General features: G+C 47.9%; 13 protein-coding genes. 10 read left to right on the top strand and 3 right to left on the bottom strand.

Translation table 11 applies throughout. The features are described from left to right. The first annotated feature begins 260 nt into the window (after positions 1 to 260). The 6 genes from IEV29_RS05055 (at position 261) to IEV29_RS05030 (ending at position 6,815) form a co-directional block, all read left to right on the top strand. Positions 261 to 1,523 carry a hypothetical protein gene (locus IEV29_RS05055; RefSeq protein ID WP_188380147.1) on the top strand — a complete coding sequence of 421 codons (1,263 nt, stop codon included), beginning with the start codon at positions 261 to 263 and terminating at the stop codon, positions 1,521 to 1,523. Between the two features lie 18 nt (positions 1,524 to 1,541). Then, entirely contained in the window at positions 1,542 to 2,909 is a 1,368-nt protein-coding gene (locus tag IEV29_RS05050) for a toll/interleukin-1 receptor domain-containing protein (RefSeq protein WP_188380146.1), read from the top strand. After that, positions 2,896 to 4,449 (top strand): argonaute/piwi family protein, encoded by a 1,554-nt coding sequence (locus IEV29_RS05045; RefSeq protein WP_188380145.1) that lies wholly within the window; start codon positions 2,896 to 2,898, stop codon positions 4,447 to 4,449. Before IEV29_RS05050 ends, IEV29_RS05045 begins: the two co-directional genes overlap by 14 nt. Before the next feature lie 13 nt (positions 4,450 to 4,462). After that, positions 4,463 to 4,747: a hypothetical protein gene (locus IEV29_RS05040; RefSeq protein ID WP_188380144.1), complete on the top strand. Its 285-nt coding sequence runs from the start codon at positions 4,463 to 4,465 to the stop codon at positions 4,745 to 4,747. Positions 4,748 to 4,988: 241 nt separating this feature from the next. Continuing rightward, entirely contained in the window at positions 4,989 to 6,134 is a 1,146-nt protein-coding gene (locus tag IEV29_RS05035) for a DUF4238 domain-containing protein (RefSeq protein ID WP_188380143.1), read from the top strand. 108 nt (positions 6,135 to 6,242) lie between these two features. Next, positions 6,243 to 6,815 (top strand): hypothetical protein, encoded by a 573-nt coding sequence (locus tag IEV29_RS05030; protein ID WP_229726240.1) that lies wholly within the window; start codon positions 6,243 to 6,245, stop codon positions 6,813 to 6,815. Positions 6,816 to 7,495: 680 nt separating this feature from the next. Here the strand turns inward: IEV29_RS05030 and IEV29_RS05025 are convergent. After that, on the bottom strand, positions 7,496 to 7,945 hold the full coding sequence (locus IEV29_RS05025; protein ID WP_188380141.1) for an HAD domain-containing protein: 450 nt from the start codon (positions 7,943 to 7,945) through the stop codon (positions 7,496 to 7,498). 168 nt (positions 7,946 to 8,113) lie between these two features. Between IEV29_RS05025 and IEV29_RS05020 the strand changes: the two genes are divergently transcribed. Further along, positions 8,114 to 8,641, top strand: a complete 528-nt coding sequence (locus tag IEV29_RS05020) for an HAD domain-containing protein (RefSeq protein ID WP_188380140.1) — start codon at positions 8,114 to 8,116, stop codon at positions 8,639 to 8,641. Between the two features lie 417 nt (positions 8,642 to 9,058). Then, positions 9,059 to 9,256 (top strand): hypothetical protein, encoded by a 198-nt coding sequence (locus tag IEV29_RS05015; protein WP_188380139.1) that lies wholly within the window; start codon positions 9,059 to 9,061, stop codon positions 9,254 to 9,256. Between the two features lie 52 nt (positions 9,257 to 9,308). On the opposite strand, the gene IEV29_RS05010 is transcribed toward IEV29_RS05015, so the two are convergent. Both IEV29_RS05010 and IEV29_RS05005 read right to left on the bottom strand, forming a co-directional pair. After that, positions 9,309 to 10,511, bottom strand: a complete 1,203-nt coding sequence (locus IEV29_RS05010; protein WP_229726239.1) for a diguanylate cyclase — start codon at positions 10,509 to 10,511, stop codon at positions 9,309 to 9,311. Next, on the bottom strand, positions 10,424 to 10,912 hold the full coding sequence (locus IEV29_RS05005) for a PAS domain S-box protein (protein WP_229726238.1): 489 nt from the start codon (positions 10,910 to 10,912) through the stop codon (positions 10,424 to 10,426). Before IEV29_RS05005 ends, IEV29_RS05010 begins: the two co-directional genes overlap by 88 nt. Positions 10,913 to 11,234: 322 nt before the next feature. Here IEV29_RS05005 and IEV29_RS05000 point away from each other — a divergent pair, with 322 nt between their 5' ends. Both IEV29_RS05000 and IEV29_RS04995 read left to right on the top strand, forming a co-directional pair. Next, positions 11,235 to 12,032 carry a glucose 1-dehydrogenase gene (locus IEV29_RS05000; RefSeq protein WP_188380136.1) on the top strand — a complete coding sequence of 266 codons (798 nt, stop codon included), beginning with the start codon at positions 11,235 to 11,237 and terminating at the stop codon, positions 12,030 to 12,032. Beyond that, the gene (locus tag IEV29_RS04995; protein ID WP_188380135.1) at positions 12,032 to 13,963 is read left to right on the top strand and encodes a glycoside hydrolase family 15 protein; all 1,932 of its coding nucleotides are present in this window, start codon (positions 12,032 to 12,034) and stop codon (positions 13,961 to 13,963) included. The genes IEV29_RS05000 and IEV29_RS04995 overlap by 1 nt, the downstream gene beginning before the upstream one ends. Positions 13,964 to 13,966: the final 3 nt, after the last annotated feature.

Below are 13,966 nucleotides of genomic sequence, written 5' to 3'. Positions count from 1 at the left end.
AGATGTTTTTCATCTGAAAACAATGCTTTTGGGTAACCAATAGCTGATAAGCAATGCTAATGTAATAACCAGCAATGATGCGTGTTGGTCCGATGCGTTGCACACGCCTATCCGTGAAGTCATTGCATTCAGAGGGCTACATTAAAGCGCTAGCCATCAGGACCACTATAGGAGAACTGACTACGGTAGTTTGCTTATTGGTGGCTAGGGAAGATTGGGCAATGAGGCGGCGTTAGAGAAATGAAATAAGAGAACGCATAGTGATTGACACAGAGCTTTACACCGGAAACATTCCGCACTTATATAACCAGTTTGTAAATGAAATCGGGCAAGCAAATTGGACGAATCGGGTCAGAAAATGTAATGACGAAATTCGAGGTAATCCACTTCTCAGTAGCCATCTACGAGCAGAGAATGAAATAGCGTATCAGCTCGATACTTTGACAAATATGCATAAGAAGTTTGGAGAAATCCCTCTCCAATTGGTGAACTCGCGCTCGTTATATCCGGCAATGGCATTTATTGCGCAAGTTCTCTCACTGACCAGAAATTCTCCTGCATCAGAAGCTAGTAAGTTGTTCGGTCGCGTGCGGGGAGCCCTCAAAAATCCAGACGACATGAGAGGCCTGCAGCTAGAGCTGGCAGTGGCTACGCACTTCGTGGGGGAGGGTAAAAAGATAAGTTGGCCGGAGATTACAAAGATAGGTACTTTCGACTTGCTTGTTGAAGATTCATCGCATCCACCTTTAGAGGTTGAATGTAAGTCGATTGGTACAAACAAGGGAAGGGTCATCAAAACTAGGGAAATACTGGATTTCGCATCACTGCTGAGAAAGCAAATCATGGGATTGAATGCTTCTCAAGCTTTTGGCCTTAGTGTGGTGCTGACTCTTCCGAATAAACTTCCGAACGATTACAGAGATAGGAAAGCTCTGGCATCAGAGTTGTGGGCAGCGATTGAGTCGACAACGTCAGGAACATTGACGTCGGGCGCAACAGTTGAGCTGTTCCAGTTCGACACCAAAACGCTTGGTTTACCGCCATTTCAAGATTCTGCGTTTGCTCGAAAAATAGTTGATGAAATTAGTGGCACCTCCAATAGAGCAGCTTTAATTTTTGGAGCTAAGAATGGGGGAATAGTAGCGCTCACTATTCAAAGTCAAAATGACGACAATTTCTTGGATTCTATCTTTGATACCCTCTCTGATGCTGCCGGCCGACAGCTGACAAAATCGCGTGCTGGTTTGCTAATTGCCGAACTTACTGACCTTTCTAAAGAGCAGCTCGCCAATTTAGTTGAGCATGACAATAATGGTCTGAATGCACCTACAGCCCTCAGGGTTTTCACAAGTCGTTTTCTAATCGCAGACAATCGCCAGCATCTCGTCGGTGTGAACTTCATTACTAGTGGGACTTTAAACTCTGTAGATGCATTAGCGGTGCAACAGAGCGGAGCTGTATATAGCTTTAGGAATGAACGAAGTCCTTTCTGGTCTGCCGCTTACAGTCATCTCTTTAATTAGCATTCTCGGATTTTCGACATGGATAATCAGAATCGCAATTCAATTTTCATCTCGCACGCTACTCCAGAAGACAATGCCTTCGTCTTATGGCTCGGAGCGAAGCTATCAGCCATGGGTTATGAGGTTTGGGCCGATGTGATGCGACTTAAGGGCGGCGATGACTGGGCCAGGAAGCTCGAAGATGCATTACGTAATCGAGCAGCGAAGGTCTTATTGGTTTGCACCCCTGGCGGTCTGGAGAAACAAGGCGTCCGAAACGAGATTCAAATCAGCTCTGATATCTCAAAGAAAATCGGCGACCCTAACTTTATTATTCCACTTCGGATGACAAAGTTCGATGCGCCTTTTCTAATTACCCATCTTCAGTACGTAGATTTCGAAAAGAGTTGGGCTGGAGGTTTGGCGGAGTTACAGGAGTTGCTAGGAACTTATCCTTTGCAACGACAGGCTCGAGGTTCTCTCAATGCATGGATAACCTCGCAATCCGAAGGGGCTTCACCGCTATTACAGAACAGTGAACCGTTAGTCTCTAACTGGCTGGAGGTAACAGGTCAGCCAGCGAGTATCCATTACTGCGAACCTCCTACTGGTTTTGAAATAGAAAAATTTCAGAGGCGCCAGCTTCACAAGTGGCCTGCCGTCCCATATCACACCGGAATTATTACGTTCTCTAGTCCTGATAAGAACGGCCTCATTGCAGAAGCACTACCAGGAAAATTGGTGGCATCCCTTCCTACCAGTGAGTTTCTAGGAAATGGATGGTCTAGTCTGGGCGTAACGGCATTCGAAGCTCGTCGCATTTATGTCGATATTGGTGGACAAGCTTTCGAGAAGTTTTGCGCTAAAAAAGGCCTTGATGGATATATGGGCAGTGGTAAGCGACTCAGTTGGTGGCCGAACATCAAGAAGGGGCCACTGACCAAAGTGAAATTCGATTGGAATTTTAGGCGTGGCTCTAGACAGATTATGGGGCACTCACCGAAACGAAACATTCATTGGCATTACGCAATGAGCGCCCAGTTACGTACCTTTCCATTGCTTCATTACCGACTGTCTGCTCGTTTAGTCTTCTCCAGTAATGGGCTGGATGCCATAGATAACGTCAAAAAGTCTCATAGTCTTCGCCGTTCTTTCGCCAAAGGTTGGCGCAATGCACGATGGAGAGACATGATGTGTGCTTACCTTTGGTGGCTGACCGATGGAAAAAATTCGCTGAAGATAGGTGTTTCTGACGATGAGTTTTTAATTGCCAACCTCCCTCCAATGCAATTCAGTTGTCCGGTAACTGTGTTGGAAGGAGATATTGAGGAGGATGAGGAAGACCCGGATGTTCCTGATGAGCCCTTCGAAGATGTATCAGAGGAGGTAGCAGATGAAAAGACCTGAGATTGTCTATATCCCAGAACCGACTCTGGAGTTCCGCTATGGTCAAAAGCTTGAGTATGCTCGAGATGGTCTTTATCTGTATGGTCCCGTGGATTCATCTGAATCGCGTAGACCAATACGTTATGGATTTATTGGCACCAAAGATGGACTTGACCGCTTTAAGCGTTGGGCAGAAGCTGTTTCATCCTTCATTGATGTCCCAGCTCCCCGTAAAGGCGCTAAAGAGATGGCGCCACATCATGTTCCATTTCCAGGTGTCGCTGAGGCCTTTAACGCTATTTGGTCTGCTACTCCGCACCGTGTGATTGACGATATCTCTGAGGATGAGCTGAAGAGATTGATTTACATTGAGAATCGCCATGAGGCAATCAAATCGGTGGTCGATGTTTACGTAGAACGACTTATTGCCCAAACAAAACGAGACGAAGACCCGCCTAGCTTTTGGTACGTCGGTTTGCCTGAGTTTATTTATGAACTCGGCCGGCCAATGTCCCTCGTTGCGAAGAAAGACAGAGTGCCTGGGAAGGTAGCAATTAGCGCAAAGGCTGCTTTAAAGTTAAATGAACAACCTAGCTTGTTTGGAGATGCTGAAATTGAGGAACAAGCGGAAGTCTATAAGTATGAGAAAAACTTCCGTCGACAGTTGAAGGCTCGATTACTCCACCAAAAAATTGTCACTCAGCTGGTTCGTGAAAGTACGTTGGCTCCCTACGATTTCTTGAACGCTGCGGGCGAGCCCAAGCGTCGAATCGAAGATATGGCAACGGTCGCTTGGAAATTATGCTCTGGCTCTTACTACAAGAGCGGCGGTCGCCCTTGGCAAATCGCCGATATGCGTCCTGGTGTCTGTTATGTAGGTTTGGTGTACAAGCGCCAAGAGATTGCAGACACTTCAAAACACTCAGTCTGCGCCGCTCAAATGTTTTTGTCTGATGGTGAGGGGGTAGTTTTCAGGGGAGCGCTAGGGCCTTGGTTTCACCCTGACACGAAACAATTCCACCTGGATAGAGCGGCAGCAACCAGATTAGTCACCACTGTGCTTGCAGAGTACAAACGTTTGCACGGAAAAGAACCGCTGGAGCTATTTATTCACGCTAAAGCCTCATTCAGTGATGACGAATGGGATGGCTTTGTTGAGGCTTGTCATGGGACTTCGACGAATATCGTCGGTGTCCAAATTGCAGATGCGTGGGACCAGCTGAAATTGTTTAGGTCAGGTGCATACCCTGTCATTCGTGGGACAGCGTTGATTACTGACTCGCGTACCGGATACTTGTGGACGTCAGGATTCGTTCCTCGACTTAGTACATACATGGGACCTGATACTCCAAATCCACTACAAATCAGCGTCCGCCGAGGTGAAGCTGAGTTACGTACTGTGATGCGCGATGTGCTGGCTCTGACGAAAATTAACTTCAATACGTGCCTGTTCAATGACAGGGAGCCTGTCACGATTCGATTTGCTGATGCTATCGGCGATATTTTGGTTGCTGCTCCGTTGGAAGGAGAGCCAATGCTTCCCTTCAAGTTTTACATTTAGCGAGGTATCACACATGAACTTACCTCTCATTTCAATTTCCCGTTTGGAAGCAGCTTTGTATGAGTGGCATCTTTTGTATGGCAGTGAGGTCGTTGATGCCGAAGCAGGAGATAGCAGCATTACAGGCTGTCTAGCGAGCGCAGTTGACTGCATACCCGAGGATGGGAAGTTGGTGGAGATAAGGTATCGCGGCATCCACATGGGCACCTTTCATGTGAAATCCCTTCGTGAAATGCCGGGCGATGTTGCTGAAAGAGTGTCTGAATTGTATGCGGCTTATGTAGATACGATTAGCTGAAACATAGTGACTTTAGGTAGGCTTCCCGCAAACTTATCCCTTAATCTTTCCAACTACTCCAATCGCTCCGAATGGTTTTAACGTCGAGCCAGACATACACACCGTCTGTGTACGAATGAGGCAGATTCTTCTCTACACAGATGATGTACAAGCATTGCAAGCGCGTCGCGCGCTTTGTGACGCTAACGTCGTAACGCTAGTACTGCGGTAACCTGACTCTTATCTTTTCCAAATAATCTTAATGAACACCACACCGAAAAAGAAAAATCAGCATTTCGTTCCTCAATTTTATTTTAGATATTTTAACGAGAAGAAAAAACATATTTGCTCTTATCTTATTTCAAAAAAAAGAATTATCGAAAATTGCTCTATTGCTGACCAAGCTTCCAAAAGCTATTTTTACGGCGATGGGGAAGTTGAAGATGAGGTCTGCGAAGTTGAAAATGTTCTGAAAAAAAATATAGATTACGCACTTGAATTGCGACGGGTAGACAAGAAGGTCGAGCGCGGAGTTATACAATGTATTCAATATCAGGATGCGAGAACGTCAAAAAAGAGAAATCAAACTCAGACGGTTTGGAAAACTCTCGAGGCGTATTTCGATATTTCTGAAAAAGTCAAAAATATTGAAGAGGCAAAAAACTGGAAAAAAGAAAACTCGCTGGAAAATTTCGATGCAGATGATAAACGATGGCAATGGCATTCGATGGTACTTGCGTTCGAATCCGGATGGGCTATGGAGGACTTGGAGTGTATTCTTCTACGTAATTCGAGCCAGTTGCCTTTCGTTTTTTCCGATGCCCCAGCGGTGTTCATTAATCCATGTATGCGCGATTTTCCAAAACACCCTACAACAGGGGCATTATCTGCGGGCTTGATTGTCGTTTTTCCAATATCGCCTGACTTGTGTTTCATTTATTACGACAGCAGTATTTATAAATTGAAATCTTCATACGGGAAAATGTTCGACCGAAAAAATTCAGTGCTCACAATCTCAGAGGGTGATGTTTTAACAATCAATACTTTGCAGTTTATAAATGCCGCTAGTTGTATTTATTCAGCCGATGCAGCAGCTTTACTTAAATTTGAGACTCTAGATAGGGGCGATAACAGTGAGGCGTTTGAATGCGCCATTGATACGGTAAAAGATACCGAAACAGATTTTAAGTTGATGTTCCATGGAGTATTGCCTGAGGCACGTGGTTTCCCTGATATACCATTTTTTAATTTTACTAAAGCACTTCGCTATATACCTGTGCGTCCAAAAGCATTAAAAAAATATAAGGAAAGAAACATAAAGAGACTGGACCGTTTCAAGGATAAAAATTTTAGGGATAAGTTTGCGGCAGCTAATCAAGATGAAAAGATGAGTCTATTAAGAATTTAGACCCTAACACCTTAAATTGTAAAAAGAGCATCGGTATATGTGCTGTAGCCTCGCTGTGAACTACGTAGGCTCAGGTAACCTCATTTTTCTTCTGCGTCATATTCCATCGTGATAACAAAACAAACTCTTCGTACTGCCATAAATGTTGCATTGCGTAACGCTGGACTAAATCCAAGTGACTTTCCAAATTTGCCGCTTCGAGTATTGCAAAGTGGTGCTATTAAATTGGATAACGTCGCACCTCCTAAAGCAGATGCTGGCTATTTGGAGATGGTCATTCTTGGTGGCTCATCCAACCAAGGTATTCGGACATCCGGAAATCACGTTAACGTTTTCGCGCTCGCTGCCGTTGTGCTGTCAGCGACATCTGCTCAGCCAACATTGCCATCTTTTCTTGGCCTACTGGTGGCATTGCTCGGAGCCTGTACAGTTAACCTTTCACCTGAGCAGTCAGCTTTTTTCTTGGCTGTAAAAGCTCTTGAAAAGCAGAGTACGATTCCGACGGCGTCCGCATTAGCGGTAAGCATGGGAGGCTTCCTTAATCAACCTAGCTACACAACTGCGGCCCTTCTCTCTGTTGTGTCACAACTTCAAAGTATGGGGGTGCAAATCTCAGTGGGGGAGCCGCCCAATCAAGTAATTCGGCACACTGAAGTTAGTCTTAGCTTTCCTGGCAGTTGACCATAAATTAATAGAATGAAACGCCTTAACTTTCTAGGCACTCAGGAGTCTTGACCTGACCTGAAAAAACTGTTCCGACTTGAAATTTCATATTCTGTATTGAAAGGAGAGTGCGTATTCGCATCAAAATTGCCACCAAATCGCATCGAAAATTTCCAACTAATGCGACTTGGTAATGTCCGCCATCGGTGAAAGCTGACGGACGTAATGGGCTATTGATTGACTTTCCAATTGTGCACACGTCATCTCTTGAGGAGAGTTGGTAGTACGAAGCGATTCTTGCATGATTGCATGGAAAGGTAATTTGCCAGTTTCAATATAAAACTGAAGTCCGTCGAATCACATTGAAAAGCCTTAAAAATCAATGAGTTTCAATGTAAAAGTCGATTTCATTGATTTACTTTGAAAAGTATTAATAATCAACGAGTTAAAATGAATTCAATCGTTTTCCTGTGTATTGAGAAACGATGAGTTTGACTTTGATGAAAAGCGGACAGGTACTGCCTTTTCTTACTTATACGAACCTCTTCCGGGATTCAGTAGCGCTTTCATAAATGAGAAGAGTCTTCGCCATCGTTTGACTTGTGATGAATTGCGATTAGTAGCGATTAGTAAAGGATTTACTAATTCGTTTGCTACTACAAGCCCCTCAAGCTAAGGCATCTGACCGTATTCTCTGCTTAAGTCCCAATTTTTTGTAACTGCCACAGTCTTTTCCGAAGCAGTCTTGCGGTCGCAGCATCCAGTCCCTTTTTTGCATCACAAAGCACAAGTTCTCCGCACATCGGCGGGAACAGCGATACATCGTCATCGAGCGCAATCCAGCGGTGAGGGTCTCGTCCAGAGTCCGCAAGGAATTTTCTGATTTCTAGATAACGGACATGCGCCGGATATTGCTGCGAATCCACCGAGAGCACTGGCGTTGGGCCGATGAACCTTGGATGTAGGTCCTTGCTAAAGTAGCTAAGAATATCTTCCCACGCATATGTCTCGCGCCAAGAACTCGACACAACGACATCGACTTCCGGAAATTGTCTCAAGATGGATTCGAATCTACGAAGGTGCTCGAAAGCAGCACCGTGGATGCTGTGTAGCACGCCATCGAAATCAAGAGCCAGAATCACTCGCATATTTCCATCTCGTAATTGGTAAAACTCGTCGTAACGACTTCGCGCTTTTTGTTGTTACAAGAGTTGTCAACAAACTCAGAATATACTGTATATTTAAACAGTATATTACTCCGATTTTCAGCAAATAGTTCTGATGAATAGTGCTTCAAAACCGAGACGAGACAGCTTATGCGCCCAACAGTTTTTCTTGACCTAGATGACGTGCTAGTTGGCCGAGGCATCTACAACTCTTATCAAGTCATACAGTTGTTCGAACACGGCACAGAGGAGTGGCCCGAGCTTTGGCAAGGTTTGATGCATATAGATGCGAAAGAAAATCTGAAGCTTCTACACGCAGAGTTCTCTCCCTTGTATGTTATATCCTCAAGTTGGACGACTCAGCTGGGACGAGAGCAAATGATATTGGTGTTCGAGCGAACTGGTCTTGAGTTTGTGGCATGCAATCTTCACGAAGAGTGGACGACTCCGAAGAGCAAGGATTCCAGCCGTATTTCCGAAATTGAAGCTTGGCTTGGTAAGAACAGCAAAGGTGAAGCCCTGCTGATTTTGGATGACCATCACAGTGGCTGGACGTTGCTTGAATCAACGCTTTATCAGCAAGGAAAAGTTGTGATTTGCGACATTGACAGGTGTTTTGTTGCTGACCGGTTGAAGGAAGCGCGGCAACTGCTGCTGGCTCAGTTAGAGAACAATTAGATTGTTACCAGCAAAATCACGTGTCATTCGGTGAAAGTGAAGCGAGCAAATACAGCTAATGCGGCAGCAAAGTGAGAAAACTCCATGCCAGAACAGAGTGAATTTATTTTGGACGCGATATGCTTTATTTCGTGGCGTATGGTCACTTAATGCTTGATATCGGTATTGACGGGTGTTTGAGCTCTGTAGCCGAGGAGGTCAGCTTATGCTTTATTTTTCGGCCATGTATTAGCTAACGGCACAGCACGGTTTTTCTTCAAGTAAATAGGTCTGCGGCGCATGACTGTCTGCGCGTTGCATGCAGTACGCAATGTCGATGTTTAAATTTGCAACGTGCGCCCCATAATCATGGGATTGATATGCGATTGCGCATCGTATGTAATTTTCTCCGTCAGGCGTATTCACGAAGGAGGCGTTATGACCGATGCAAGCGTAGTGGGCGTATTTGCCTATGAAGGTGGCAACACGGTTTGCACAATCATGAAATTTGTCTCGACCACGCCCTTGGAGGGCATGGTTTTTTTCATGACAGATGGGCTTGAATATGTTGAGCCGGTGGCCAATACCTCTTCATTCAAGGATCGCAATGGCGATTTGCTGATTGCAGTGGAATAGTGTGTTTTCAGCTGTGGCAATGGCACTCTCAGCTATTTTCCATTGCGTGATTTTAACCGATCTTGAACTGGTTTTTTCCGGCAGCTTTGGCGCGATAACAAGCCGCATCTGCGATGGCGATAATTTCCTTCATGCTGCCGGACTCATTGAAGATTCTTGTCAGGCCGATACACGCACCGACCTTGAAGGTATGACCTTCCCATTCCAGCCGGTATGCGCTGATGGCTTCGATCAGTTGCCCGGCAATTCTCTCGGCAATATGCAGGGGGCAGTTCTGTAATAACACACCAAATTCATCGCCACCCAGTCGCGCCACGCTGTCGGCGACACGCAGTTTGGTGCTGATCAGCGAGGAAATCCGTTTGAGCATCTCGTCACCTGCCATGTGCCCTCCCTGATCATTGACTGCTTTGAAGGCATCCAGATCAAGCAAGAGGATGCAATGCTGGTTGTTGTTGGTTCGGGCGTCCTGAAACAGTTGCAATGCCACACGTTCGAACTCGGCACGATTCAGTAGCAACGTCAGTTGGTCGTGCGTTGCCTGATACTTGATGTGGGCTTCCGATTTCCGTTTTTCCGTGACATCCTGAAAAACCAGCACCCCGCCAAGCAATTTGCCATCTGCGCGTTGGATGGGTGAGGCCGATTCGGTAATGGCGCAGTCGCGGCCATTTCGACGTACAAGCAGGGCGAGATCGCGTTTGATGGTGCTGCGTTGCCTGAGTGCTTCAATCAGCGGATTGGCAACGGTTCCCCGCGCTTTTTCATCTACCAGATGCATGATCTGATCAATCGGCTTGCCAATCGCTTCGGTTGCCGACCAGCCCATGATGGATTCGCCCATGGGATTGATGGAAGTGATGATGCCGTCGATGTCGGTGGTGATGACGCCATCGCCAATCGATTGCAGTGTCACATGCAAGCGTTCCTGTTCCGCGACCAGGAGTTCCTGCTCCATTTTTCGTTGTGTAACGTCACGCCCGGAGCAATACATCACGCCGTTGTGGATGGATGAACTGCTCCATTCGATCCAGCGATATGTGCCATCCTTTGCGCGATACCGATTGCAGAAGCCGTCGGTGGACTGCCCACTGGTGCTCAAATCGGTTTCGCGCACCGTGATCGCAATGTCATCGGGATGGACGAAATTGAGAAAAGGACGTCCTGTCAGCTCATCGGCAGACCAGCCCAGCACAGCCGTCCATGCAGGATTGACTTGCCGCAGATAGCCTTGTGCGCTGCTGGTGGCCAACATGTCGTGTGACAAATTAAAAAAGTATCGCGTTGCAGGACTGCTTCCTTGCGTGCCGTGATGTCCTGAATCTGCGAAATAAAAAAACTCGGCATTCCGTTTTCGTCACGTACCAGACTGACCGACAGCAGCGCCCAGATCAGCGTGCCGCTTTTGTGGATGTAGCGCTTCTCCATTTCATAGCTGTCAATCTCGCCCTTGAGCAAATTACCGACATGCGTCATATCCGTATCCAGATCTTCCGGATACGTCAGGGTTTGAAAATCGATATGCAATAGCTCGCTTTCCGTATATCCCAGCAGTCGGCATAGCGAGGGATTGACCTTGAGCCAGCGCCCGTTCAGACCAACCAGCGCCATACCGATGGATGAATAGTTAAAAGCGGATTCAAACAGCTTATCCATGGAGGAGAACGGAGCTGAGACAGGTAATTGTGACATGGCAGGCGCAAGCACTAAGAGGAAAGTTCAGCCGAGATAGAGGTTGTTTTAACGCAGATGTGCGGTAGTTGGTGTACTGGATACACAAAATAGTCTTGTTTTTCAGAGGCAATAAATATGCCGGAGGCGCGGTTTTCACCCCAGTTTTTCGAGGACCAATCGCTGACAACCCACTTCTGCTTTTTCCTCTGATCCTACTGAGATTGGCGAGGGAATCCTACATGGTGATTAGCCAATTCTGTTTTTTAATAAACATTCTGATCGGAACCAGGTGAGAGAGGAGCGCATGCAGATTTCTTTGCAAGGACAGATTGCCATTGTGACGGGAGGCAGCTCTGGTTTGGGGCGTGAGATTTGTCTGGCATATGCCCGTGCAGGGGCGACCGTGGTCGTCAACTTCCATCACGATGCGGATGCTGCGGATGACGTAGTCAAGCTGATTTCGCAGGTGGGAGGTAATGCAATGGCAGTGCAAGCAGACGTTGGTCAAGAGTCTGATGTGGCGCGCCTGTTTGGGCAGACGATCGAGCGCTTCGGTGCAGTCGATATTCTGGTGGCCAATTCTGGCATGCAAAAGGATGCCAGGTTTGCCGAAATGTCCATTGAGGACTGGGATGCCGTGATCAAGACCAATCTGACCGGGCAATTTTTATGTGCGAGATCAGCCGTCAAGGCGTTTCGTTTGCAGGGGGATCGTGGTGTATCACGTTCGATAGGAAAGATTCTCTGCATGAGTTCCGTCCATCAGACCATTCCGTGGGCGGGGCACGTGAATTACGCCGCATCAAAGGGCGGCGTGGCCTTGTTGATGTCTTCTCTGGCTCAGGAGGTTGCCGCTGAACGCATTCGGGTCAATGCCATCGCCCCAGGGGCGATACGCACGCCAATCAATGAAGCGGTGACGCAAGGCGATGGTGCGGAAAAATTGCTGGAACTGATCCCCTATGGTCGCATCGGTGAGCCGGAGGATGTGGCAAATGCAGCGTTGTTTCTCGTCTCGGATCTGGCTGATTACATCGTGGGGACAACATTGTTTGTCGATGGCGGTATGACGTTGTATCCGGGTTTTGAGGACAATGGTTGATGACGACTTCTGACACAACACGCAAACAAACACGGCGGCCGACCAAGGCTGCAACGAAAAAACCTTCGACAGCGCGGACTGCTGCCGCAAAACCATCGGTGCGAAAGCAAGTGGCGCTGCCGGTAAGCAAGCCGATTCCGAGACCGATTGCCGATCACGGTGCGATTGGCAATCTGTCGACCACGGCTCTGGTTGCGACCGACGGCACAATTGATTTTTTATGCTGGCCCTGTTTCGACAGTCCCGGAATTTTTTCGGCTTTGCTTGATCCGGAAAAGGGTGGAGCTTTTGAACTGGCTCCGGATCTGCCGGAGGCTCGACGCATCCAGATGTATCTACCCGATACCAATGTGTTACTGACGCGGTGGCTGGGCAAGGATGCCAGCGTTGAAATTGTCGACATGATGCCGATGCCGCAAAGCGATGGCGCGTGCCCGACCCGCATTGTGCGACAGGTCCGCGCGACGCGAGGCGAGGCACGTATTCTGCTGCGATGTGCGCCTCGTTTTGATTATGGACGAGCCCCGATGAGCGTGACGCTAAAAGACGATTGCGCCATTTTTTCCAGCAAGGGACATCCGAGCTTGCGTCTGAGCGGGCCGGTCAAATTCACACGTGATCAGCGGGATGTCACGGCGGCACTGATCCTACGTCATGGCGAGACCGCGGATTTCGTACTGGAAGAAAATGACGTGCCGATGCTGTCCAGTCATGAATTGCACGAGCTCGCTCGTTACACGATTCGGTACTGGCAGGATTGGGTGTCACGTTCAACCTACAAGGGACATTGGCGTGATGCCGTGACCCGCTCGGCGCTGGTGCTCAAGTTGCTGACCTCGATTCGACATGGTTCGATGGTTGCTGCTGCAACGTATGGCTTGCCGGAAGCGGAAGGCGGCGAGCGCAACTGGGACTATCGCGCAATCTGGATACGTGATGCTTCATTCACGGTGTATGCGTTGATGCGACTTGGCTATCACACCGAAGCATCGGCATTCTATCGTTGGCTAAGCGAGCGCGCCGCCAAATCGGGAAAGCGTGGTGCGCTACGCGTGATGTACGCGCTGGATGGCAGCCTTCCCAAGAAGGAAACCGTCCTGGAGCATTTCGATGGTTATGGCGGTGCTGTGCCGGTGCGCATCGGAAATGACGCGATCGATCAGATTCAGCTCGATATCTACGGCGAGTTGCTTGACTCGATCTACCTCAGCAACAAATATGGTGAGGCGATTTCTCACGAGGACTGGGCCGGCGTTTGTCGCGTGGTTGATCATGTCTGTCGTGACTGGAACAAGCCTGACGCGGGAATCTGGGAAATCCGCAGCAAGCCACGTCATCATCTGCATTCAAGGCTGATGTGCTGGGTGGCAGTGGATCGGGCAATTCGTCTGGCATCCAAACGCTCACTGGCTGCACCATTCACCACCTGGATCAAGGTACGCAACGCAATTCACGATGACATCTGGCGTAATTTCTGGAATGAGGACGTCGGCCATTTTGTCCAGAGTAAAGGGAGTACGGAACTGGATGCGGCGTTATTGCTGATGCCATTGGTACGTTTTGTCAGTGCAACGGACCCGAAGTGGTTGGCAACGCTAGATGCGATTGGTGAGCAGCTATGTGACGATGGGCTTGTCTATCGTTATAAAACCGAAGATGGCTTGGAGGGAGAAGAAGGGGCTTTCGCCGCGTGCTCGTTCTGGTATGTCGAATGTCTTGCCCGAGCAGGTCGCGTTGATGAGGCTCGTCTTATCTTTGAGAAAGTGCTGCACTATGCAAATCACCTGCATTTGTATTCAGAGGAGTTTGATACGCACGGCCGACTTGTTGGCAATTTTCCGCAGGCATTCACCCATCTTGCGTTGATCAGTGCCGCCTATTATCTGGACCGGCAACTCTCTGGTCAGCGAAAGGGGGAGTGGCAGGCATAAAAA

This window comes from Oxalicibacterium faecigallinarum, assembly GCF_014635705.1.
Lineage (GTDB): Bacteria > Pseudomonadota > Gammaproteobacteria > Burkholderiales > Burkholderiaceae_D > Oxalicibacterium > Oxalicibacterium faecigallinarum.
Note: the sequence above shows the minus strand (reverse complement) of the source record. Positions and strands in the feature narration are given on the sequence as shown.